We start from the raw sequence: 18,988 nt of genomic DNA, 5'->3' as shown, positions 1-18,988 counted from the left end.
CCGGCGTCAATAGAGGAGTATGTCCCGCCTCTGTCCGGCGCGCGTTGGCGCGAACGCATTGCGTGCCGGAGAGCACCGATCGGGACCCGCCATCAGATGGTGCATCGCAAAACTTGGCCTGTGCGATTGCACAATTCTCCCGACGGCGTTCGCCATCTTGCTTCTGCTGCGTATCGGACTACTTTGATTGGACCGGTTGCGGCAGATGTCGTCCGGCAAGCTCCTTCTGGTTGAATCTGATTTGCCGGACTCAGTCGCGATTTTCGCGCATGAGGCGGATGTGCGTGTGTTGATGGCGCTCCGTTCCCCTGCGAGCACAAGCAAGGAGACCGGAACCATGACCACCGTATTCGCACGACCCAAACTGCAATTGTTTGGCGTCTCGACCGCCTTTGTCGTTCGCAAGATCAGCCTTTCCGACCTGGGCGACGCGCTGCGCCTCGGCTGGGAAGATTTCAAAGCCATCCCGACCCACGCCATCGTCCTGTGCGTGATGTACCCCGTCCTCGGACTCGTCCTGTTCAGACTTGTGATCGGCTATTCGGTGCTGCCGCTGCTGTTTCCGCTCGCAGCCGGCTTCGCCCTGATCGGTCCTTTCGCCGGATTAGGCCTCTACGAGCTGAGCCGCCGCCGCGAGCGGGGAGAGGAGCCAGGAGCCTGGGATGCAATGCAGGTGCTCCGCGCGCCGTCGTTTGGCGCCATGCTCGAACTTGGCATTCTCCTGTTCGTTCTGTTCGGGGTCTGGATCGCCGCCGCGGACGCGATCTACATTGCGACTTTCGGCTATGCTCCGGCTGCGAGCATCCCTGATTTCGCAGAGCGCGTGTTGACGACACCCGAAGGCTGGTCGCTCATCATCGTCGGATGCGGCGTCGGCTTCCTTTTCGCCCTGGTTGCCCTTTGCGTCAGCGTCGTCTCGTTTCCACTGATGCTCGACCGCCATGCGACAGCGATCGATGCGATCCGTACCTCGATACGGGCCGTGATGATGAATCCAATTGAGATGGCCGCGTGGGGATTGATCGTTGCGGTATTGCTGGCCGTGGGCTCACTGCCATTCTTCGTCGGTCTCTGCGTCGTTCTGCCGGTGCTTGGTCATGCGACCTGGCATCTTTACAGGAAGGTGATCGAGCCTGACCCGAATCCTCCGCAAGAAGAGCCCCGCCCGCCGATCGGTCACCGCTACGCGGCCGATTTCCCGGCCTCGCTCTTCCCGTGGAGCCGTGAGCGTTAGTGATACCAGCGCGAGCTGGATCGTTCACGGGGCATGGCGGACGTAGTTGTTGTCGCGCCGATGGCGATTGACGTCTCCCCGTTGATTGTCTCTTTGGAGGCAGGTAAAGCGCTTGCACAATCCGACGCTGATCGCGCCGACGTCTCCCGGTGCGACGACCGCTCCATTGTCAGGTGCTCATCATGGCTTCGTCCGACGCATTGGCTGCCGTCTTCACTCATATCGAAGCCAACCGCGACAGCTTCCTGCAGCGCCTGATCGCCTATCTGCGCCATCCGAGCATCAGTGCCGAGAACATCGGCATCGCCGAGGTCGGCGCCCTGCTGGTCGAGATGCTCACAGGGATCGGCCTCGAAGCCGGCCTTGTCCCCACGGAGGGTTATCCGATGGTGGTGGCGCGCTGGGAGAAGGCACCGGGCAAGCCGACCGTCCTGCTGTACGGACACTATGACGTGCAGCCGGCCGACCCGCTCGAGAAATGGATATCGCCCCCCTTCGAGCCGACGATCCGGGACGGCCGGCTTTATGCACGCGGCGTCGGTGACAACAAGGGCCAGCACCTCGCCCAGATACTGGCGATCGAATCCCATCTCAAGGTGCACGGCGAACTGCCCTGCAACGTCATCCTGCTGCTGGAGGGCGAGGAAGAGATCGGCAGCCCGCACATCGCCGGTTTCGTGCGCACCAACGCGCATCTCTTGAAGGCCGATCTTGCCGTCACCGCCGACGGCCCGCGCCATGCCAGCGGCGCACCGACGATCAAGTTCGGCTCGCGCGGCGTCGTCTCCTTCGAGCTGCGCTGCCGCCATGCCAGCCGCGACGTCCATTCCGGCAACTTCGGCGGCGTCGTGCCGAACCCGATCTGGACGCTGGTCCACCTTCTCGGCACGATGAAGAACGCGGCCGGTGAGATCACCATCGAGGGGCTGCATGATGCCGTCGAGCCACCAGCGGCTGAGGAACTGGCGGCGATCGAGCGCCTGCCGCTCGATATCGAGGCCGTCAAAGCGAGCCTTGCACTGAAGCGCCTCGACGCCCCCGCCGACCGCCCCTTCTACGACCGTCTCTGCTTCCAGCCGACGCTGACCATCAACGGCTTCCACGGCGGTTATGGCGGCCCCGGCACCAAGACGGTGCTGCCGAACGAGGCCTTCGTCAAATGCGACATCCGTCTCGTCGAGGCTCAGGACGCCGAGGACATCCTGCGCAAAGTCCGCGCTCACGTCGCCAAACACGCGCCCGAGGTCGAGTTCGTCGCTGCAGACATGGGAATGCAGCCCTCGAAGACGCCGATCGCCTCGCCCTACACCGCGCCGCTGCGCCGCGCCTTCGTTGCCGCCCATGGCCAGGAGCCGCTGCTGATACCGGCCGGCTTCGGCAGTCTGCCCAACTACGTCTTCACCAAGCTCCTGGGCATCCCTGCCTTCGTCACGCCCTATGCCAATCCGGACGAAGCCAACCATGCGCCGAACGAAAACATGACGCTGGACTGCTTCTACAGCGGCTTGCGGACCGGGGCTGCATTGTTGCACGAGCTCGGCCAGTTCCGGCGCGAGGGCTAGACCCCGCCTGTCGAGGCAATAGAACACCACCCGTAAGGCCATCGTGCAGGGAAAGCCGGGATTGCTCCGGTTACACCTGTGGCCCTGCTTCCCGTGCTTTTTGTTGCACCGGACTCATGGGTGCGATCGGCACCCGGCTTTCCCTGCGCCCCTTCAAGCGAGAGGGCGCGCGAGCCGAAGTCACCCTCGGCCCGCGACGCACAGCTGCGCCATCCCTCAATCGGTCACGTCTGCTTCAACGCCGCCGGGTCGACCGGCATCTTGCGCAGCCGCTTGCCGGTCGCCGCGAAGATCGCATTGCTGATCGCAGGCACGATTCCCGATGTCCCGGTCTCGCCCATGCCGCCGGGCGGCTCGGTGCTCGGCACGATATGGACCTCGATGGCCGGGGCCTGGTCGATCCGCAGCATCTGGTAGCTGTCGAAATTGCTCTGCTCGATGCGACCGTCCTTCAGCGTGATTTCGCCGTAGAGCGCGGCGGTGACCCCGAAATTGATGCCGCTCTGCAGCTGCGCCTGCACGGTGTCGGGATTGACCACGGTGCCGCAATCCATCGCGCAGACGACGCGATGGACACGGACCGAACCGTCCTTGGCTACCTCGACCTCGGCGACCTGTGCGAGGTAGCTGCCGAACACGAATTGCAGCGACACGCCGCGGCCCCGTCCGGCCGGCAGCTTGCCGCCCCAACCGGCCTTGGCCGCCGCAAGCTCGAGCGCCGCCTTGGCGCGCGGCGACTTGCCGAGCAGCGCCCGGCGATAATCGACCGGGTCCTGCTTGGCGGCCGCCGCCATCTCGTCGATCACGCTTTCGGTGACGAAAACGTTGTGCGAGGGCCCGACGCTGCGCCAGAACGCGGTCGGAATGCCGGGCGGCTCGACCCGGACATATTCGACGTGGAAGTTCGGAATGTCATAGACGAGATCGATCGCCCCCTCTGTCGTGTCGGGGTCGAGACCATTGCGGAACGCCGGCGGCGCCCACCGCGCAATGACGGAAGAACCCGCGAACCGATTGTTCCAGGCCACCGGCTTGCCCGATGCATCGAGACCGACCGCAATCCGGTCGCACCAGTACGGCCGGTACATGTCGTGCTGGATGTCCTCCTCGCGGGTCCACACCACCTTGACCGGCGCGTCGACCTGCTTTGCGATCTGCACGGCGCGAATGACACCATCGACCTCGAGCCTGCGGCCAAAACCGCCGCCGAGCAGATGATTGTGCACCACCACCTTCTCCGGCGGCAGGTCCAACATCTTGGCGGCTACCGCCTGCACGCGCGAGAGCGCCTGGTTGCCGACCCAGATTTCGCAGCCATCGGCGCGAACATGCACAGTGCAGTTCATCGGCTCCATCGTTGCATGGGCAAGGAACGGCAGCTGATAGGTCGCCTCGAGCTTCGTCGCCGCGCCCGCCAGCGCCTTGTCGGCGTCGCCGACATTTTGCGCGACCGCGCCCGGCTTCGTGGTGGCGGCTTCGAGCTCGCGCGCGATATCCGACGTGGCGAGCTTGGCGTGAGCCCCCTCGTCCCACTCGATCGTGAGCGCCGCGAGACCTTTCTTCGCCGCCCCCATGTGATCGGCCACCACGGCGACCGCGTCATCGAGCTTCACGATCTGGCGCACGCCGTTGACGGCCTTCGCCGCCGCATCATCCACGCGCTTGACCCGCCCGCCGAACACCGGCGACTGCGCCAGCGTCGCGACCTTCACGCCGGGTGGCCGTGCATCGATGCCGTAGACCGCCGAGCCGTTGATCTTGGAGGGCGTATCGAGCCGCTTGGCCGGCGTGCCGATCAGCTTGAACTCGGCCGGGCTCTTCAGCGTCACATTCTCCGGCACCGGCATCTGCGCCGCGTCGGCCGCCAGTTCGCCGTAACCGAGCTTGCGTCCCGACGCCACATGATGCACCTCGCCGTTCTCGGCGCGGCACGAGCCGGGTTCGACGTTCCAGCGTTTCGCCGCGGCCGCGACCAGCATCGCTTTCGCGGTGGCGCCGGCTTTCCGCATCGGCTGCCAGGCGCCGCGCATCGCATTCGAATTGCCGGTGGCTTGCACGCCGAGCAGCGGGTTGGCATAGAGCTTGTCGCTCGGCGGCGCATGCTCGAGCTGCACCTGCGTCAGGCCGATCTCGAGCTCCTCGGCGATCAGCATCGGGATCGAGGTGTAGGTGCCCTGCCCCATCTCGACATAGGGCATGGTCAGCACGACCTTGCCGTCCCCGCCGATCCGGATGAAGGCATTCGGCGCGAAGTCACCGGCGGCCGCGGCTTCGCTGTCGCGGCTCGCGAGCGGCAGGCTCACGCTGAGCAACAGGCCGCCGCCTGCGATCGCGCCGGCGCGAAGGAAATTGCGGCGCGACAGATCGGCGGCGCGCTCAGACACATTGTTCATCAGCGTCATGATCAACCTCCCGACTGCGCGGCTTGCTTGATGGCTTCGCGAATGCGGACATAGGTCCCGCAGCGGCAGATATTGCCCGACATCGCGTCGTCGATATCGGCATCGGTCGGCTTCGGCTTGCTTGCGAGCAAGGCGGAGGCGGACATGATCTGCCCGGACTGGCAGTAGCCGCATTGCGGCACCTCATGCGCGAGCCAGGCGTCCTGGATCTTCTTGCCCGCCGGCGTCTTGCCGATCGCCTCGATGGTCGTGATCTTGGAGTCGCCGATGCTGTCGATCGTCGTGATGCAGGAGCGCACCGCGCTGTCATCGAGATGCACCGTGCAGGCGCCGCACAGCGCCATGCCGCAGCCGAATTTGGTGCCGGTCATGCCGAGCACGTCGCGCAGTACCCACAGCAGCGGCGTATCGCCATCGGCATCGACCGAATGACTGGTCCCATTGATCATAATCTGGAAAGGCATCCTGACACTCCTGTCCTGGTTCGAGACCCGCCCGGACTGCGCCCCTCCGGGCGCAACCGCGACATTCCAAAGCGATTGAACGCGCATTCGCGCCGATTGCTCACTTGTGGTAATAAATCCAATTCCAATGCCGCGTAACCGGCGCGATGATGCGCAATGAAATAACCATTGGTTTATAATCCATGGACCGACTGACCAGCATGTCCGTGTTCGCCCGCGTCGCCGATCTCGGGTCCTTCACCGCGGCGGCCAAAGAGCTGCGGATCTCGCCGACCATGATCGGCAAGCATATCCGTTTTCTCGAGGACCGGCTCGGCTCGCAATTGATCAACCGGTCGACCCGGCGGCAGGGTCTCACCGAGCTCGGCCGCAGTTATCTCGATCACTGCAAGCAGTTGCTGGAACAGGCCGAGGCCGGCGACGCGCTGGTCGAGGAGGCGTTGAGCGCGCCGCGCGGCAAGCTGCGCGTGGCGACCTCGGTCGCCTTCGGGTCGTACAGCCTGGCGCCCGCGCTGGTCCGCTTCATGAAGAGATATCCGGAAGTCTCGGTCGACCTCATCCTCAGCGACAGGATGGTCGATCTGCTCGAGGAAGGGCTTGATGCCGCAATCCGGGTCGGCACCCTGACCGACTCCACCATGATGTCGCGCTCGCTGTCGCCCTACACCGGCGTCGTCTGCGCAGCGCCAGGCTATCTCGCCGAACACGGCACACCAACGCATCCGGGGGATCTCATCCACCATGAATGCCTGCGCTATCCCGGCTGGTCGGACGGGCAGCGATGGACCTTCGTCGGACCGGAGGGCGAAGTGCATGTCGATGTCGCGAGCCGCCTCTTCATCAACAGCGCGTTCGGCATCCGCTATGCGGCGCTGGCCGGCGCCGGCATCGTGCTGATGCGCGACGAGCTGCTGGCCGACGATATCGCCGCGGGCCGGCTGCAGGTGCTGCTGCCGAACTACTCGACGCAAGCCCGCGCGCGCCAGATCCTGTGGCCGAAGCACCGCAAGATGACCCCGAAGCTCCGCGCCCTGATCGACTTCATCGTGGAGACCTATGGCTGAGATAAATTGACCCGGTGCAATTCGGAAGATCATGTCGCGAGAACGCGGATGTATGACTCACCGGCCGCGCAACACATTCGCTGTCGTCCCGGCGAAAGCAGGGACGACGAGAATGTTTGCAGCGGGCGGCGCAACAAACTCACTGTCGTCCCTGCGAAAGCAGGGACCCATAACCACCAATGTAAATTGATGCGCGACGTTGGAACGACGAGTCCCGCCTACAACATCCGCCGCGGCGTATGGGTCCCTGCTTTCGCAGGGACGACGGCTGTGGGCGTCGCGCCGGCGGCGTAATCTATGCCGCCACGTTCCCCCTCACTTCACCAGCGCCTCGACCTCCTTGCGGAAGGCCTGGCGCGAGCCGTCGCGGGAGTAGAACATGTGGCCGCCGGGATAAACCGCGAGCCTGGTGCGGCTCGGACCCGCGAAGGCCGGCAGCTGGTCGAGGATGATCTTGGAGGCGAAGTACGGTGTTGCGAGATCGAACAGGCCGTGACCGATCAGGAGCTTCAGCTTGGGGTCGAGCGCCAGCATCTGGCGCAGCTGCGTCACCGATTCCGGCGGGCTGATGCCGTGACCGAACTCCCAGCCCTTGCTCACGCTTTCGCTGAGCAGATGATACGAACCGTCCGGCCGCCAGTTCAGTCTGCGCGTCGTGAGGTCGACGGCGGCGCTGGTCAGCGGCGCCATCAGCGGATCGCCGGACGGATCGTTGAAGCGGAAGGAGCTGGAGTCCGGATAGGGATCGAAGCCTTCGATCGAGGCGTCGTAGCGGCCGGTCACCTTGCCGTTCTTGCGATCGAACTCGCGGCGGAATTCGCCGATGTCGAAGCGGCCGGCGAGCCTGCGGCTCACCGCCGGATCGATGCCGGTCAGGCTCGCGACCTTGTCGGCGAGCCGCGCGGTGGCCTCGGTATCGGCCTGCCCTTTGACGAGATCGAGCAGGAAATCGCCGCGCGCGTAGCTCTCGACGTCGGCGAGATCCTCGCGCGTCACCGGCCCCTTCGCCTGTCGCGCAACCGCCGTCATGGTCGGCAGGCTCGCGACGTATTGCAGGAGGCTGGAGCCGGTATAGTCGCGGAAATCGAGCACCGGCGAGATCAGGATCAGGCCGCGTACGCCGACACCCTGCTGCATTTGCAGATTGCGCACCACCTTGGGTCCGCGAATGCCGCCATAGCTTTCGCCGCCGACGTATTTCGGCGAGGTCAGCCGGTCGTATTTCTCCAGCCAGCGGCGGATCACCAGCGCGACCGAATTGGCATCGCCATCGACGGTGAAGAAGCGCTTGCGCGCATCCTCGGACGTGGTGACGAAACGGCTGTAGCCGGTGCCGACCGGATCGATGAAGACAAGATCGGTGAAATCGAGCCAGGTGTCGGCATTCGGCTGCAGCTCGGGCGAGGCCGAGGCCACCGCTCCGTCGAACGGCAGTCGCCACGGCCCGACATTGCCGAATTGCAGCCAGGCAGACGCGGAGCCCGGCCCGCCGTTGAACAGGAACGTCACCGGGCGGCTCGCCTTCTCGGCGCCGTCGAGCTGATAGGAGGTGTAGGCGATGTCGGCGAGCGGCTCGCCTTTGTCGTCGAACACGCGGATCGAGCCCGCGGTCGCGCTGAAGTTCAGCGTGCGGCCCGGCAGCGCGACCGATTGCTTGGTCGTGGAATCCGGCGGCAGGCGGTGCTGCTCGGCGGCAGGCGTATTGGCTGCGGCGCTGGCGCCGGAGCCGGCCTCGCCGCGCCCTGCCCGTCCCTTCTGGCCGCTTGGGTTCTGACCGCTTGGGGCCTGCGCGCTCGGCGACGGCGACGGCTGCGGGGTCTCGTCGTCGGCCCGCACCGCGGTTGCGAGGCAGGCCACCAGCAACGCCGCGGTGAGCTGTGTCGCAAAACTGTTAGCCATGCCGTTCACTCCCTGGGCCGACAATTACGCATATCACCAGCGAACTGCGCTAGTCTGGCGGCACCCGTTGGGCATCGGGTCTCTCACGGGACCATCTCGACAAGGCCGCCCGGGATGTATAGACGAGCGCGGCGTGTTCCGTGCCAAACGAGTTCGTGAGCGATGGCTAGCCCCAAGCGGTATGACAAGATCGCCTTCGTCGCCAGCGCGAGCGCGGAAGCGCAGACCGCGCTCGAGCAGCTGGCCGCGATGTACGGCAACCATTCGGCCGCCGATGCCGACGTCGTGGTTGCGCTCGGCGGCGACGGATTGATGCTGCAGACGCTGCACGCCAACATGCGCAGCGGCAAGCCGATCTACGGCATGCATCGCGGCACCGTCGGCTTCCTGATGAACGAATATTCGACGCACGATCTGCGCGCGCGGTTGGCCGCCTCGCGGGAGTCGCTGATCAATCCGCTGCTGATGCGCGCGACCGACATCCACGGCGCGGTGCATCTGCATCACGCCATCAACGAGGTCGCGCTGTTCCGGCAGACCTACCAGGTCGCCAAGCTGCGCATCCTGATCGATGAGCATGAGCGGATGCCCGAGCTGATGGCCGACGGCATCCTGGTGGCGACGCCGGCCGGGTCGACCGCCTACAATCTCTCCGCCCAGGGGCCGATCCTGCCGATCAACGCGGCGCTGCTGGCGCTGACCCCAATCAGCGCGTTCCGGCCGCGGCGCTGGCGCGGCGCGCTGCTGCCGAATTCCGCCTTCGTGGTGATCGAGGTGATCGAGGACGAGAAGCGCCCGGTCGCCGCGGTCGCCGACCATGACGAGGTCCGCGACGTCCGCCGGGTCGAGGTGCTCTCCGACAAGACGATCGCGATGCGGATGCTGTTCGATCCCGGCCACTCGCTCGAAGAGCGCATCCTGCGCGAGCAGTTCGGCTACTGACGGCGCGCTGGCCCGACCCTTGCTCCCTTGCCCGGCAACCAATCATTAACCCCGGGCGGGATATGGTTAACGCTGGGTAATACCGCATTGGCCCGGTATGCCCGTTCGGGACCGGACCATGTATCGCATCGATTTCAACAAGCTGCGATTTTTGATTTGCGACGACAATCCGCACATGCGCCGCATTCTGCGGACGCTGCTGCATTCGTTCGGCGCGCGCGAGGTGTATGAGGCCGAGGACGGCGCCACCGCGCTCGAGATGTACACCCATTACGTGCCCGACATCGTCATCACCGACTGGTCGATGCCGATCTTCGACGGGCTCGAGCTCGCGCAGATGATCCGGCAGCCGGAATCCAAGGGCAATCCCTACGCGCCGATCATCATGCTGACCGGCCATTCCGAGAAGCGCCGCGTCACCGTGGCGCGCGATGCCGGCGTCACCGAATTCCTGGCCAAGCCGATCTCGGCCAAGGGCCTCTACCAGCGCATCATGAACGTGGTCGCCAATCCGCGCCCGTTCATCAAGACCAAGACCTATTTCGGGCCCGACCGCCGCCGCAACACCACCAACACCTATATCGGCCCCGAACGCCGCGGCAGCGGCGAGGTCGAAATCCTGCAACAGCCGTCGCTGCTCGAGAAGGCGCGCTCGACCATTTAGGATATCGCCATGGCGAAAGACAAACCCGGGACGATCGAGGTCAAGAGTTTCGGCACCCACCATGTCATCACGCAGCCGAACCCGCTGCGCAAGGTGCTGCTGCGCGTCCCCGAGAGCGATCTCGACGATCCGGTCGGCCGCGCCGAAAAGGCGCTCGCCGGGCTGTCGGGCGAGTTCAAGGAATGGATGACGATCGAGGCCGACCGCCTCTCCGCCGCGCACGCCACGGTGCAGCGCGAGGGCTTCAACGACAAGACGCGTGAGGAGCTGTTCCGCGCCGCGCACGACATCAAGGGCGATGCCGCGACATTCGGTTATCCCTCGGCGGCGGCGGCGGCCGAGAGCCTGTGCCGCATCATCGAGCACGCGCCTGATCTCGCCGCGGTGCCGGCGCAGCTGATTGCCCACCACATCAACGCCGTGCAGGCGATCGTGCGCAACCGCACCAAGCTCGACACCGCGGTCGTGGCCGGCGTGCTGAGCAAACAGCTCCGCGGCATCGCCGATGAATTCCTGACCCACGCCAACCGCGACCGCCCCGAACATCTCGAGGCCATCCTCGCGCCGAGCATCGCACCCAGCGAATAGCCGCACGCCGCGGCGGCGGCCACGGCTTCCATTCTCGTCAATCTCGGGAGAACGCGGCTGTCAGGCCGCGATCAGATCGTCGTCGTAAGGCAGCACCGCAATCGCGTCTTCCGCGGCGAGCTCCTCGCAGAACATGCGCGCATCCTCGCGGGCCGATTCCGTCGCGAAGCGGCGCAGCAGGATCAGCAGCGGTTCGGCGGCCGCATGATCGGTCTCGCAATGGGTCAGCACGCGTTCGACCATGCGGCGATGCAGCCGCGCCGCGCCGTCGCCGCTGTCGACATAGCCGACCTCGTGGCTGGCCTCGAGCGCAACGCGGAACGCCGCGTAGGTGGATTCCGGCAGGCCGGCGCGCCGCAGCAACGCCTGCAGGCCGTTGCCGCCGCGGTCGTTCAACAGCGCGGAAACCCGGCCATAGGGCAGCCCCGACAGTTCGGCGAGCGCAGCCCCGAACAGGTCGAGATTGCCCGACAGCAGCGCGCGCAGGATCAGCCCGGCGGTGAGCTGGCCGGTGGCGCGCAGATGCGTGATCAAATTCTGCATGTCGTCGCCGAAGGCGCGCGCGGCGATGTTCACCGTGGAGCGCTCCTTCGCCTCGCCGGCGATGCGGTCGGCGCGGTCGGCGCCGATCCAGTTTCGCGCGACGACGAACTGCGCCAGCGTATCCGAGAGCTTTGCGACCAGCGCGAGCCGCGTCGCCGAGGGCAGGTCGTCCAACTGCAGCATCGATTCCCTGATGGCGGCGAGATGGCCGTGGCGCTCGACGATGCGGTCCCAGGAGAATGGCGCAAGCCCGGCGTACGGATTCTCGATCAGCTCGAGCGCAGCCGCCGCCGAGCCAACCTCGGCGATCGCCGCGGCGACCGAGGCGGGCAGATTGGCGCGGCGCGCGATCGCGCACTGCATCTCGTCGGAGCCGGTCGCGACGATGTCGACCAGGTCGGCATCGATCAGCAGCGGTGAATGCTCCAGCACCGGCAGCGCGATGGCCGGCTGGTCGGCCGACAGCGCCTGCACGATCGTAGCCGGCGCCTCCGCGCTGTATGCAAACACCTCGGCCATCGCCTGTCGCACCAGCGGCGACGGGTCGTCGAGCAGCATCAGCAGCGCGCCTTCGGCTGCGATACGGTCGTCCTCGGTGAGATCCGAAATGAGCCAGGCCCGGGCCAACGCCCGTGTCGCCTCTGCCCGCTCGCCTGCTGGAGCGGTCCTAATCCAACTAATGAACTGCCGAACGATCATGGTCCTGCCGGCTTACGCAACGAGACGGCATCGACATACGACGCCACTACAAGGAAAAATAAACCATGACGCTTAACAAAGGGTTCACCATAAACGTTTGGGATTATTGACGTTTCGTTAAGACAGCCACGGCGCGCCAACGCACCTGCAAGACAGCAACGCTAGCCGCTGCTGTAAGTGCCGTTCGGATCGCTGAACAGATCAAGCCGCCCGGGCGCGCGGACCTTTGGCGTCGCCGACGTGGTCAGCGATGCGGAATTGCCCCACAGTTCCTGCACCGCCGGCGAGATCGGCTCCGAACGGTCGCCGCCCTGGTAGAGCGAGCGGAAGGCCGGCGCCGGCTGCGCCGATGCGACGGCCGAGCTCGCACCGGCTGATGAGGCCGCGTGGGCATTCGGGAAGGTCGAAAGATAGGACGCGGTGTCCATGGTCAGCGCTTGCGTCGGCGCAGCGCTAGCAATCGCATTGGGGCTCATGGTGTCGCCGCCCGCCGCGGCAAAGGCCGTGCGCGTGTCGTTCGAATTCGCAGCCGCGGCGTAGCGCGTGGTCAACACTGAATAGACTTGGCTGACGCTGCGCGCACTGCCCGACTTGTCGTAGAAGATCGACTGGTTCGCCGCCGCGGCCTTCGGAAACATCGCGGCTGCATTGGCGCTCGGGCTGTCCTCGGCGCTCGAGATCAGCTTGCCGGCGCCGCCGACGCCCATGAAATGCGCCATATAGAGCTCGGCATCGGTCGGACGACGGCCGAGCGTGCCGGTGAGCTTGAAGCTGTTGGATTGCGTCAGCACCGCCGCCATCGACGACGCCGCATCGGGATCGTCGCGCAGCTTCATGACGGCGTTGCGCGCGGAAGGATCGCTGACCGAATAGCTGCCGTCGGAGTTCTTGGTGATGGCGTCGGCATACTGGCCGTAGCCAAGCTGGCTTCCGGCCTCCTTGACGGTGCCGAGCCAGGTCTGGTCGATGAATTGATAAAGTCCATGCGCCGACGAGGTCGTGGCACCCGCCCGCGGATTGAAATTGGATTCCATCTTCGCGGTGGTGAGCAGATATTCGAAGCTCGTGCCGGTGGTCGCGGCCGCCTGCTTGATCGAACCGGCGACCTTCAGGCGCGAAGCATCGACACCTGCCGAAGCCGTCGCATTGAAGAGGTCGACCGCCATCTGTCCGGGTGCCTTGCCGGGCGCCGGCAATCGGCGCTCATGTCCCGTCAAACTGCCGTAATTATGGTTAACGGCGCGTTAACAACCCTCAAGGCTGGGCCTCGTAGTAATGCGCAACCTGGTCGATCTCCTCGGCGGTCATCTGGCGCGCGATGTTGCGCATCTGCTGACTGATGTCGTTGCGGCGGGCCCCGGACGCAAACACCTCGAGCTGCGCCTTGATGTAGACCGCCGACTGACCGCCGAGCCAGGGGCTTCCCGCCTTGTTGTCGATATCGCCGTGGCAGGAGCCGCAAGGCGGGATGTTGCGCATCGGGGCGCCCGTCACCACGACCGCCGGCGCGGGGCGCCCGGTATCCAGACTGTTCGAAGGCACCCGCGGCAGATAGGCGTAGTAGGCCGCAACGTCCTTCATATCCTGGTCGCTCATGGCCGCCGCGAACGGGCTCATCACCACGCTGACCCGCGCGTCGGTCTTGAAGTCGTTGAGCTCCTTGTACGTCACCGCGGCAAACTGCCCGGCGAGGTTCGGCGAATGGGCATCGCTGACGCCCTGCGGTCCGTGGCAAATCGCGCAACGCTGCGCCAGCGTCGCGCCCCGCCCGATCGAGACCTGATCGACCTTGGTCAGCATCTCCGACGTCATGACGACGTTGGAGGTCTTGAAATCCGGCTTGACGCTGGCCCCCTGCACCGCGGCACGCGGCACGCCGGCTGCGCTGCAGATGGCGTCCCAGACACCGGCAAGCTTGAGATTGGGTTGCGCCAGCGGCAACAAGATCAGGCCCGCAATAGCCGACAGCACGGCAATGGCGGCCGTGACGCCGACGCTGATGCCGAACCACGGATTGCGCGGGGAGAACAGCGGCTGATCGCTCATCGGCCTGCTCCGACATAGACCGCGGGCACGCTGGTCTCGTTCAGCGCCATCAGCTGCGCGATCGGGAAACCATAGTTCACCACGGTGAGGCCGACCATCAAGGCGAGCCACAGGCCGAACGAGTTGAGCGCGACCGGAATCCGCGCCGGCATGTGCAGCGGCACTGCGAAACGATATGCACCCGCCTCGCCGCGCGCGCCGAATTGGCCACGGACCAGCACCAGCAGGAACAGAAGACCCGACAGCAGCAGGATGAATCCACCGATCGCCGACATCGCGACCGAGAAGGCCTGCGGCGAGATCGCCGGGTTGGCATAGTCGTAGTACGCCATACGGCGCGGCATGCCGAGGATGCCGACATAGTGCCACGGGAAAGTGGTCACGATCATGCCGATGAACCACAGCCAGAGCTGCGTGCGCATCATGCCGAAACTGTCCAGCGCACGGCCGGTCAGATGCGGCCACAGATCATAGGCGATGGCAAAATACATGATCACGATGGCGCCGCCGAAGATCAGGTGGAAATGGCCGGTGATCCACTGCGTGTTGTGCACCGTGGCGTCGAGCTGGTAGCTCATGTTGATGATACCGCCGGCGCCGCCGAAACCGAGCATGACCAGCGACAGCGCGGTCGCCAGCATGATCGGGTTGGACCATGGCAGCGCGCCGATCCAGCCGAATGCACCACGGCCGCCACGCAGGCGGCTGGCGATCTCCGCCGACGCGCAGATCGTAAACACCGTGAGGAGTGTCGGCAACGTCACCAGGCCGGTAAACACCGAATGCATGAACTTGAATCCGGCGCCGACCTGCGGGTCGGCGAACAGATGATGCACGCCGATCGGCATCGCCACCACGACGAACAGGATGAATGAAATCCGTGCCATCGCGTCGCTATAGAGCCGGCCGCCGATCGCGCGCGGGAAGATCGTGTAATAGGCGATGTAGGTCGGGATCAGCCAGAAATAGACAATGGCGTGCAGAGTCCACGAGAAGAAGACGCGTGCCAGCCCCGCATCGATCGTCGACTTGAGTCCAAGCGCCACAGGCAGGATCTGGAACAGGATTTCCAGCGCTGCACCCACCGCGGTCCAGCCCCAGAGCAATGAGCCCGCGACATTGGCGTACATCGCGAGCGGCACCGGCTTGCCCGGGTTCTCGCGCTTCCAGATCACGAAATTGGTCACCATCAGCGCGACCCAGATCCATGAGCCGACCACGACCATGACGACGCCGATGTAATAGAAGGGATTGCCGACCATCGGCGGATAGAAGGTGTAGAGCACCGAGGCGAGCCCGAGCGACACCGGGATCATCGCGACAACGGCGCCGACGGCGACCAGGAAGAAGCCGGCCCAGGCCCAGCGCCGTCCAATCAGCGCCTTCTCCAGCGACGCTTCGGTGATCGCATAGCCGAAGCCCATCGCGATCAGCGTCGGGAATACGTAACCCATCGCCGAGCCGTGCGCGGTGACCGAGCGATAGTAGAATTCCGGATTGAAGTGCCAGGCGTTCAACGGGCTGCGCACGAACATCTGCCAGGCGCCGAGCACCAGCGCGACGCCGAACACGATGAAGGCGAGCCAGAAATGCGCCGCTATCAGCCGTCTGTTAGTCAACACAGGTCAGCCTCCGCTTCGCTGCGGCTATGTCGCGGAACGCGGCCTTGTCGATCACCTTGACCTTGCCCCACATGCCCTGGTGGCCGATGCCGCAGAATTCCTGGCATGGCATCACGTGATCGCCCGGCGCCTTGAAGCGCACCGGCAGCGCCGTGACGTAGCCCGGCACCAGCATCGTGTTGATGTTGGTGCCCTCGATCAGGAATCCATGGACAACATCGGCGCTGGTGGCGCGGAAGGTGATCGGGGCCTCCGCCGGCACCACGACGCATTGCGGCGTGAAGGAATATTGCTGGCCGATGGCGCGCACGGTGACCGAGCCGTCGGCCTCCATTTCGCTGCCGAGATTGCTCTCGATGAATTCGCCGGACAGATGCAACGTCTTGGGATCGGCGGTTTCGACCCGGCCCTGCGGCATCGTCGCCTGATGAATGCCGATATAGGCCGCCATGCCGACCAGCAGGCCGACGATGACGATCGACAGCGTCGCCCAGCGCCGCTCGATCCGTGCGGCGACCGCCTCGCCGAGGCTATGGTCAGTCTCGGTCGCCATCAGGGCGCGCTCCGCGGCAGGAAGACGAGCAGATAGAACGCAAACCACAAGCCGACCACGATGGCCGTCGCAATGCCCGCGATCGCGACCGCGCCGCTCGGGCCCGCGCGCACGATGGTCTCGACGGCCTCGTCCTCCGGGACGGATGCAGGCGATTGCGGCAAAGATGAGTTGATCATGACCGCGCCCCTAGTTCAGTGTTGCTGCACGCAAATCGTTGGCCTGCCGCGCCGACACCGGCTCGCCGCGGTTGCCCCACGCCGTTCGAATGTAGGTCACGACCGCCGCAACCTCGTCGTCCGACAGCTTCTGCGCGAACGGCGGCATGCCGTGCGGCATCGGATTGCCTGATGTGCCCGGCGGATAGCCGCCATTGAGCACCATGCGGATGGGGTTGACGGCGGAAACCATCTGGATCGATTGGTTGCCGGCAAGTGGCGGATAGTCCGGCGGCATGCCCTGCCCGGTCGCGCCATGGCAGCTGGCGCATTCACGGTCATAGATCGGCTTGCCGAAGGAGAGCAGCAGGCTGCTCTCGGCCGACGGCAGCGGCGTCGACGGCTTCTCAGGCGAACCGCGCTGCGCAAGGCCCTTCAGATAGATCGCCATCGCGCGCACGTCGTCGTCGTTGAGATATTGCAGGCTGTTGTAGACGACCTCGGCCATCGGCCCGTACACGGCGCCCTTGGCGGAGACGCCCTTGCGCAGATAGTCGACGATCTCCTCGATCGTCCAATCGCCGAGGCCCGTCTCCTTGTTCGACGTCAAGGAGGGCGCGTACCAGTTCTGCATCGGGATCAGGCCGCCCTCGAAGGCCTGCGACTGCGAGCTGCCGCCAAGCGCGTTGATCGGGGTATGGCACATGCCGCAATGGCCGAGCCCTTCGACCAGATAGGCGCCCCGGTTCCACTCGGCGGACTTGCCCGGATCCGGCTTGAACTCGCCTTCCCTGAAGAACAGCGTGCGCCAGCCGAGGATCAGCGAGCGGTTGTTGAACGGGAATGTCAGCTCATGCGGCTTGTTGAGCTGCCTGACCGGCGGCACGGTGCGCAAATAGGCGTAGATCGCGTCGCTGTCCTCGCGCGTCACCTGGGTGTAGGACGCGAACGGCATCGCCGGATAGACCAGGCCGCCGTCGGGGAAGCGGCCATTGTGCATCATGTGGTAGAACTGATCCGACGTCCACGTGCCGATCCCGGTCTGCGGATCGGGCGTGATGTTCGACGTGTAGAGCGTGCCGAACGGCGTCTTCATCGGAAGGCCGCCGGCGAACGTCTTGCCTTCGCGCGCCGTGTGGCAGGCGATGCAATCGCCGGCGCGCGCAAGATACTCGCCCTTGGCGACGACCGCCGGATCGGCCGCCGTCTGCTGCGCCAGTGCGGCAACCGGCGCAAATGCGAGCATCAATCCGACCAGCAGTCCTGTGGAGGTTCGCGACATCTGCACGATCCCTTCAGTGCGGTTCGCTGCCGCATTCCAGCGGCATCGGCAGGCTGCCTCGCGGCGCAAAAGACGGATCGGCCGGCGCTGGGCGCGACGACAAATAGGCAGCCACCGCCTTGACGTCGTCCTCCGTCAGCAGGCCCGCGACGACCTGCATGCAATCGGGGGCGAGCGCGGTCCGCGTGCCGTAGCGCCAGCCGCCGAGTTGTCCGCTGATATAGGCCGCGCGCAGGCCAAGCAGGCCCGGGATGCCGGGCTCCATGCCGCCCAGTGCCTGACCATGACAGGCCGAACAGGGCGGAATGCCGTGCTGAGGATCACCGTTCTTCACGATCGCTTCGCCGCGCGCCAGGATCTCCTTGCTGTCGACCGGCGGGACCGGCGGCGGAAATGCCGGCCGGAGCGAAGCGAAATACTCGGCGATTTCCTTCAAGTAGTCGTCGGTCTGAAATTCCAGCAGGTAGTTCATCGGCGGATATTTCCGCCGCCCGTCCCTGAACGCGATCAGCTGGTTGTAGAGGTAGCCGGCCGGCTTGCCGGCAAGGCGCGGAAAATAGACGTCGCTGGTGCCCTCGCCTTCGGCGCCGTGACAGGGCGCACAGGCGAGGACGCGCGCGGCCATCGTATCGGGCGCACGCTCCGACGTTTGCGATTGCGCTGCCCCGATCGGCCATACAGCCCAGGCAAGAAACCCAAGAAGCGGTATCAGGCGATGCGCCACAGTTCACCCCCAGTGACGACGATGCGCAACGGCTTGCGCATGGCGTAACAGGAGGCCACGAAATACACGACTGCGGCGCGTTGTACTTGATTCAGATCAATGATCTATTTGCGATAGACCTGCGCCGGATCGAACAGCCGCTCGGCGTCGACAAAGGCCAGGCTGACATTGCCGCCCTCGTCCTTCACCGCGCGATAGAAGCAGGAACGCCGCCCGGTATGGCAGGCCGCGCCGATCTGCTCGACCTTGATCCACACCGCGTCCTGATCGCAATCCATCCGGATCTCGATCACGCGCTGGGTCTGGCCCGAGCTCTCGCCCTTGCGCCACAGCGCATTGCGCGAGCGGCTGAAGTACCAGCCTTCGCCGGTCGCGATCGTCTTGCGCAGGGCTTCGTCGTTCATGTGCGCGACCATCAGCACATCGCCGGTCGCGGCATCGGTCGCGACGCAGGTCACAAGACCTGTCGCGTCGAATTTGGGCTGGAAGGCCAGCCCTTCTTCGCGGTCGTGATCGTGGGTCGATGCGGACACGGCAAACCT

The 18,988-nt window shown here is 65.3% G+C and carries 18 protein-coding genes; 6 read left to right on the top strand and 12 right to left on the bottom strand.

Annotated elements, in window-relative coordinates; translation table 11 throughout:
• Window positions 1-337 precede the first annotated feature (337 nt).
• Entirely contained in the window at window positions 338-1,234 is an 897-nt protein-coding gene (locus AAFG07_RS17510; RefSeq protein WP_342728350.1) for a DUF2189 domain-containing protein, read from the top strand.
• 182 nt (window positions 1,235-1,416) lie between these two features.
• Window positions 1,417-2,796 carry a M20/M25/M40 family metallo-hydrolase gene (locus AAFG07_RS17505; RefSeq protein WP_342728349.1) on the top strand — a complete coding sequence of 460 codons (1,380 nt, stop codon included), beginning with the start codon at window positions 1,417-1,419 and terminating at the stop codon, window positions 2,794-2,796.
• 224 nt (window positions 2,797-3,020) lie between these two features.
• On the opposite strand, the gene AAFG07_RS17500 is transcribed toward AAFG07_RS17505, so the two are convergent.
• Both AAFG07_RS17500 and AAFG07_RS17495 read right to left on the bottom strand, forming a co-directional pair.
• Window positions 3,021-5,198, bottom strand: coding sequence for a xanthine dehydrogenase family protein molybdopterin-binding subunit (locus tag AAFG07_RS17500; RefSeq protein WP_342728348.1), 2,178 nt, complete (start codon window positions 5,196-5,198; stop codon window positions 3,021-3,023).
• Window positions 5,199-5,200: 2 nt separating this feature from the next.
• Window positions 5,201-5,662 carry a (2Fe-2S)-binding protein gene (locus tag AAFG07_RS17495; protein WP_342728347.1) on the bottom strand — a complete coding sequence of 154 codons (462 nt, stop codon included), beginning with the start codon at window positions 5,660-5,662 and terminating at the stop codon, window positions 5,201-5,203.
• Window positions 5,663-5,844: 182 nt separating this feature from the next.
• On the opposite strand from AAFG07_RS17495, the gene AAFG07_RS17490 reads away from it, so the two are divergent.
• Window positions 5,845-6,726 (top strand): LysR substrate-binding domain-containing protein, encoded by an 882-nt coding sequence (locus tag AAFG07_RS17490; protein ID WP_342728346.1) that lies wholly within the window; start codon window positions 5,845-5,847, stop codon window positions 6,724-6,726.
• 315 nt (window positions 6,727-7,041) lie between these two features.
• Here AAFG07_RS17490 and AAFG07_RS17485 read toward each other — a convergent pair whose 3' ends face one another.
• Window positions 7,042-8,625 carry a peptidase S10 gene (locus AAFG07_RS17485; RefSeq protein WP_342728345.1) on the bottom strand — a complete coding sequence of 528 codons (1,584 nt, stop codon included), beginning with the start codon at window positions 8,623-8,625 and terminating at the stop codon, window positions 7,042-7,044.
• Between the two features lie 162 nt (window positions 8,626-8,787).
• On the opposite strand from AAFG07_RS17485, the gene AAFG07_RS17480 reads away from it, so the two are divergent.
• The 3 genes from AAFG07_RS17480 (at window position 8,788) to AAFG07_RS17470 (ending at window position 10,819) form a co-directional block, all read left to right on the top strand.
• Window positions 8,788-9,567, top strand: coding sequence for an NAD kinase (locus AAFG07_RS17480; RefSeq protein WP_342728344.1), 780 nt, complete (start codon window positions 8,788-8,790; stop codon window positions 9,565-9,567).
• A gap of 118 nt (window positions 9,568-9,685) precedes the next feature.
• Window positions 9,686-10,231 (top strand): response regulator, encoded by a 546-nt coding sequence (locus tag AAFG07_RS17475; protein ID WP_092115128.1) that lies wholly within the window; start codon window positions 9,686-9,688, stop codon window positions 10,229-10,231.
• 9 nt (window positions 10,232-10,240) lie between these two features.
• On the top strand, window positions 10,241-10,819 hold the full coding sequence (locus AAFG07_RS17470) for an Hpt domain-containing protein (RefSeq protein ID WP_342728343.1): 579 nt from the start codon (window positions 10,241-10,243) through the stop codon (window positions 10,817-10,819).
• A 60-nt stretch (window positions 10,820-10,879) separates the two neighbouring features.
• Here AAFG07_RS17470 and AAFG07_RS17465 read toward each other — a convergent pair whose 3' ends face one another.
• The 9 genes from AAFG07_RS17465 to hisI all read right to left on the bottom strand — a co-directional run bounded on the left by AAFG07_RS17465 (window position 10,880) and on the right by hisI (window position 18,979).
• A complete protein-coding gene (locus tag AAFG07_RS17465) occupies window positions 10,880-12,061 on the bottom strand; it encodes a DUF2336 domain-containing protein (RefSeq protein ID WP_342728342.1) in 1,182 nt (393 codons plus the stop codon).
• A gap of 161 nt (window positions 12,062-12,222) precedes the next feature.
• Entirely contained in the window at window positions 12,223-13,227 is a 1,005-nt protein-coding gene (locus AAFG07_RS17460) for a transglycosylase SLT domain-containing protein (protein WP_342728341.1), read from the bottom strand.
• 88 nt (window positions 13,228-13,315) lie between these two features.
• Window positions 13,316-14,107 (bottom strand): c-type cytochrome, encoded by a 792-nt coding sequence (locus tag AAFG07_RS17455; RefSeq protein ID WP_342728340.1) that lies wholly within the window; start codon window positions 14,105-14,107, stop codon window positions 13,316-13,318.
• The gene (locus AAFG07_RS17450; RefSeq protein ID WP_342728339.1) at window positions 14,104-15,729 is read right to left on the bottom strand and encodes a cbb3-type cytochrome c oxidase subunit I; all 1,626 of its coding nucleotides are present in this window, start codon (window positions 15,727-15,729) and stop codon (window positions 14,104-14,106) included. The genes AAFG07_RS17455 and AAFG07_RS17450 overlap by 4 nt, the downstream gene beginning before the upstream one ends.
• The gene (locus AAFG07_RS17445) at window positions 15,719-16,282 is read right to left on the bottom strand and encodes a cytochrome C oxidase subunit II (protein ID WP_342728338.1); all 564 of its coding nucleotides are present in this window, start codon (window positions 16,280-16,282) and stop codon (window positions 15,719-15,721) included. The genes AAFG07_RS17450 and AAFG07_RS17445 overlap by 11 nt, the downstream gene beginning before the upstream one ends.
• On the bottom strand, window positions 16,282-16,461 hold the full coding sequence (locus AAFG07_RS17440; RefSeq protein ID WP_342728337.1) for a hypothetical protein: 180 nt from the start codon (window positions 16,459-16,461) through the stop codon (window positions 16,282-16,284). Before AAFG07_RS17440 ends, AAFG07_RS17445 begins: the two co-directional genes overlap by 1 nt.
• 10 nt (window positions 16,462-16,471) lie before the next feature.
• A complete protein-coding gene (locus AAFG07_RS17435; RefSeq protein WP_342729179.1) occupies window positions 16,472-17,686 on the bottom strand; it encodes a cytochrome c in 1,215 nt (404 codons plus the stop codon).
• 49 nt (window positions 17,687-17,735) lie between these two features.
• Window positions 17,736-18,347: a cytochrome c4 gene (locus tag AAFG07_RS17430; protein WP_342728336.1), complete on the bottom strand. Its 612-nt coding sequence runs from the start codon at window positions 18,345-18,347 to the stop codon at window positions 17,736-17,738.
• A gap of 203 nt (window positions 18,348-18,550) precedes the next feature.
• Window positions 18,551-18,979 carry a phosphoribosyl-AMP cyclohydrolase gene (hisI, locus tag AAFG07_RS17425; RefSeq protein ID WP_342728335.1) on the bottom strand — a complete coding sequence of 143 codons (429 nt, stop codon included), beginning with the start codon at window positions 18,977-18,979 and terminating at the stop codon, window positions 18,551-18,553.
• Window positions 18,980-18,988: the final 9 nt, after the last annotated feature.

Source organism: Bradyrhizobium sp. B097, from assembly GCF_038957035.1.
GTDB lineage: Bacteria > Pseudomonadota > Alphaproteobacteria > Rhizobiales > Xanthobacteraceae > Bradyrhizobium.
Note: the sequence above shows the minus strand (reverse complement) of the source record. Positions and strands in the feature narration are given on the sequence as shown.

Coding starts and splice junctions, on each gene's coding strand:
- AAFG07_RS17510 (WP_342728350.1), top strand. CDS start 338: ATGACCACCGTATTCGCACGACCCAAACTGCAATTGTTTGGCGTCTCG.
- AAFG07_RS17505 (WP_342728349.1), top strand. CDS start 1,417: ATGGCTTCGTCCGACGCATTGGCTGCCGTCTTCACTCATATCGAAGCC.
- AAFG07_RS17500 (WP_342728348.1), bottom strand. CDS start 5,198: ATGACGCTGATGAACAATGTGTCTGAGCGCGCCGCCGATCTGTCGCGC.
- AAFG07_RS17495 (WP_342728347.1), bottom strand. CDS start 5,662: ATGCCTTTCCAGATTATGATCAATGGGACCAGTCATTCGGTCGATGCC.
- AAFG07_RS17490 (WP_342728346.1), top strand. CDS start 5,845: ATGGACCGACTGACCAGCATGTCCGTGTTCGCCCGCGTCGCCGATCTC.
- AAFG07_RS17485 (WP_342728345.1), bottom strand. CDS start 8,625: ATGGCTAACAGTTTTGCGACACAGCTCACCGCGGCGTTGCTGGTGGCC.
- AAFG07_RS17480 (WP_342728344.1), top strand. CDS start 8,788: ATGGCTAGCCCCAAGCGGTATGACAAGATCGCCTTCGTCGCCAGCGCG.
- AAFG07_RS17475 (WP_092115128.1), top strand. CDS start 9,686: ATGTATCGCATCGATTTCAACAAGCTGCGATTTTTGATTTGCGACGAC.
- AAFG07_RS17470 (WP_342728343.1), top strand. CDS start 10,241: ATGGCGAAAGACAAACCCGGGACGATCGAGGTCAAGAGTTTCGGCACC.
- AAFG07_RS17465 (WP_342728342.1), bottom strand. CDS start 12,061: ATGATCGTTCGGCAGTTCATTAGTTGGATTAGGACCGCTCCAGCAGGC.
- AAFG07_RS17460 (WP_342728341.1), bottom strand. CDS start 13,227: ATGGCGGTCGACCTCTTCAATGCGACGGCTTCGGCAGGTGTCGATGCT.
- AAFG07_RS17455 (WP_342728340.1), bottom strand. CDS start 14,107: ATGAGCGATCAGCCGCTGTTCTCCCCGCGCAATCCGTGGTTCGGCATC.
- AAFG07_RS17445 (WP_342728338.1), bottom strand. CDS start 16,282: ATGGCGACCGAGACTGACCATAGCCTCGGCGAGGCGGTCGCCGCACGG.
- AAFG07_RS17440 (WP_342728337.1), bottom strand. CDS start 16,461: ATGATCAACTCATCTTTGCCGCAATCGCCTGCATCCGTCCCGGAGGAC.
- AAFG07_RS17435 (WP_342729179.1), bottom strand. CDS start 17,686: ATGCTCGCATTTGCGCCGGTTGCCGCACTGGCGCAGCAGACGGCGGCC.
- AAFG07_RS17430 (WP_342728336.1), bottom strand. CDS start 18,347: ATGGCCGCGCGCGTCCTCGCCTGTGCGCCCTGTCACGGCGCCGAAGGC.